The sequence below is a fragment of the Amycolatopsis sp. SID8362 genome (assembly GCF_010550475.1).
Lineage (GTDB): Bacteria > Actinomycetota > Actinomycetes > Mycobacteriales > Pseudonocardiaceae > Amycolatopsis > Amycolatopsis eburnea.
The window spans coordinates 1-2,665 of the sequence record NZ_JAAGNB010000473.1; the positions used below are offsets into that span (position 1 = coordinate 1).

The 2,665-nt window shown below is 69.6% G+C and carries 3 protein-coding genes and 1 pseudogene; 3 read left to right on the forward strand and 1 reads right to left on the reverse strand.

Annotation, left to right across the window (positions count from 1 at the left end):
• A partial coding sequence (locus G3I65_RS14660) for an IS110 family transposase (protein ID WP_160696600.1) occupies positions 1 to 954 on the forward strand: 954 nt, incomplete at its 5' end.
• Between the two features lie 158 nt (positions 955 to 1,112).
• Here G3I65_RS14660 and G3I65_RS14665 read toward each other — a convergent pair.
• Positions 1,113 to 1,400, reverse strand: a complete 288-nt coding sequence (locus G3I65_RS14665) for a hypothetical protein (RefSeq protein ID WP_163046690.1) — start codon at positions 1,398 to 1,400, stop codon at positions 1,113 to 1,115.
• Positions 1,401 to 1,523: 123 nt separating this feature from the next.
• On the opposite strand from G3I65_RS14665, the gene G3I65_RS58775 reads away from it, so the two are divergent.
• Together G3I65_RS58775 and G3I65_RS14675 are read left to right on the forward strand one after the other, a co-directional pair.
• On the forward strand, positions 1,524 to 2,120 hold the full coding sequence (locus tag G3I65_RS58775) for an InlB B-repeat-containing protein (protein WP_160696601.1): 597 nt from the start codon (positions 1,524 to 1,526) through the stop codon (positions 2,118 to 2,120).
• 29 nt (positions 2,121 to 2,149) lie between these two features.
• Positions 2,150 to 2,553, forward strand: a pseudogene (locus G3I65_RS14675) (transposase); the annotation flags it as partial.
• Between the last annotated feature and the right edge of the window lie 112 nt (positions 2,554 to 2,665).

Here is a 2,665-nt window from a genome sequence, read left to right on the forward strand (position 1 = left end):
CTGCCCGGCCTGGCGATGCGCCGCATCGCCGACCTCTACCCCGGCCGCGCCAAAACCGATGCCCGCGACGCGTTCATCATCGCCGACGCCGCCCGTTCCCTGCCCCACACCCTGCGCCCGGTCGACGTCGGCGACGAGGCGCTGGCCGAGCTGGACGTGCTGGTCGGGTTCGACGACGACCTCGCCGGTGAGGCCACCCGGATCAGCAATCGCATCCGCGGGCTGCTCACCGGCATCCACCCCGCCCTCGAACGCGCCATCGGGCCGAAGATCACCCATCCCGCGGTGCTGGAAATCCTCTCGCGTTGCGGCGGTCCGACCGGCATCGCCAAGGCCGGCCGCCGCAAACTCACCACGATCGCCAAGGTCCACGCACCCCGCATCGGCGAGCAGCTGGTCGAGGCGATCATGACCGCCCTGGGCGAGCAGACCGTCACCGTCCCGGGCACCGCCGCCGCCGACACCGTCCTGCCGCGGCTGGCGGACAGCCTGAAAACCGTTCTCCAGCAACGCAAACAGGTCGCTGAGCAGGTCGAGGGGATACTCGATGCGCACCCTCTTGCCGGGGTCCTGACCTCGATGCCCGGCATCGGCGTCAGGACCGCCGCCCGCATCCTGCTCGAAATCGGCGACGCCGCGAACTTCAAGACCTCCGGGCACCTGGCCGCCTACGCCGGCATCGCCCCGGTCACCCGCAGCTCCGGCACCAGCATCAAGGGCGAACACCCCGCCCGGACCGGCAACCGCCAACTCAAACGCGCGTTCTTCCTCGCAGCGTTCGCCTCGCTGTCCGACCCGGTCAGCCGCGCCTACTACGACAGGAAGCGGGCCGAGGGCAAGAAGCACAACGCCGCCCTCATCTGCCTCGCCCGCCGCCGCTGCGACGTCCTCTACGCCATGCTCCGCAACGGCACCCACTACCGCCACCCCGAACCAGCCCCAGCCGCGGCTTGACAACCACATAGGGACACCCCCCCGACTCCGAGGCCGGCGGTGGCGGCGGATCGTTCGTCTACACCGCACCAACGTCCGCTGGCCTGCTTGCCGCCGCCGGCGCCGGCGGCGCCGCAGACCTTTACGGAGACGAAGGCGGGAACGCCTCGACCACAACGTCAGGCTCCTCCGGCGGCGGCATCCTCGGCGGCGTTGGCGGTAACGATGGCGCTGGCGGCAAAGGCGGCGGCAACAATGGCGGCGGCGGTGGCGGCGGGTTTCTCGGCAACGGTGGCGACAGCGCCGCCGACGACGACGGCTACGTCGGCGGTGGCGGCAAGGCTGTCGTCAACGGCGGCAACGGCGGCAATGGCGGTGGCGGCTTCGGCGGTGGTGGTGGCGGCAACGACAGCGGTGGCGGTGGCGGTGGCGGCTACAGCGACGGCGGCGGCGGTACTGGCGGCCATGAAGACATCGCCTCCGGCCCTGGCGGTGGCGGGGGTTCCTACAGTGTCGTAACACCGGCCTCCGCTGCGGCGACGAACACCGGCAACGGCTACGTCACGCTCACCTATGTCGCGCCGGTCACGGTGAGCTTCGACGCCCAGCACGGCAGTGCCACGCCCCCGGAAACCGTCACCTGCGGCACAGCCGTTGCCCAGCCGAGCGATCCCACTCGGTCCGGCTACACCTTCGCCGGCTGGTACACCGACGCCACGGGCGGCACGCCGTACGACTTCGCCACGCCCGTCACCAGCAACCTGACCCTGTACGCGCACTGGACCGCAGCGGCGGACCTCACAGTCGGCCTCAGCGCCACGGCCGGCCAGTTCCTCCTGCCCGACCTGAAGTTCACCGCCACCACTGGCAACAACGGACCCGGCACAGCCGACAACACCAGCCTGCACATGACCTACCCCAGCGGACTCGGCAACGTCACACCCGATGACCCCGCTGCCTGCACCGTCGACACCAGCACCCGCACCATCACCTGCAACCTCGGGAGCCTCCCCACAGGCACCAACAGCACCCACACCGTGACCTTCCAGGCCGAGCTCCTCGCCCTCGGAACACAAACCGTCACCGCCACCGTCAACAGCACGTCACCCGACCCGAACCCCGCCAACAACACCGCCAGCGCAAGCTGCACCGTAGTCGCTCGGCTTAGAGCGTGTCTTGCGTGGTGATCGGTCGCTGGTGAGCGATGATCTTGGCTGTGGTTGATCGGTTGTCGTTGCGGTTGGTTCCGGACGAGTTGTGGGCGTTGGCGGAGCCGTTGATCCCGGTGTTCGAGCCGCGTCCGCAGGGCGGTGGCACTGCCCCGGTGGACGCTCGTGCGGTGTTCACCGCGATTGTGTACGTGCTGACCAGCGGGTGTGCGTGGCGGGATCTGCCGCCGTCGTTCGGGGTGCCGTTCCAGACCGCGCACCGCCGCTTCAGCCAGTGGACCAAAGCCGGATTGTGGCGAAGCTTGCACCACGCGCTCTTGGACGAGCTCGGCAACCAGGGCCTGCTCGACTGGAGCCGCGCGATCGTGGACGGTGCCTGCGTACGGGCGAAAAAAGGGGATCTATGACCGGTCCCAGCCCGGTCGACCGCGGCAAGCCCGGCTCGAAAATCGGGTCTGCCCAGGGTCTGGTTGACACCTCACCTGTGAGGCTTCGGCCTCGCCTGGAAGGATGTCATCGTGCCCAAGCCCTACCCCCGCGAGTTCCGTGACGACGTCGTCGCC

What these genes read in the sequence shown, in the direction of transcription:
- G3I65_RS14665 (WP_163046690.1), bottom strand. Translation starts at nt 1,400, where the DNA reads ATGGCCGCCAGTACCGCCGCCGCCGTCGCTGTAGCCGCCACCGCCACC.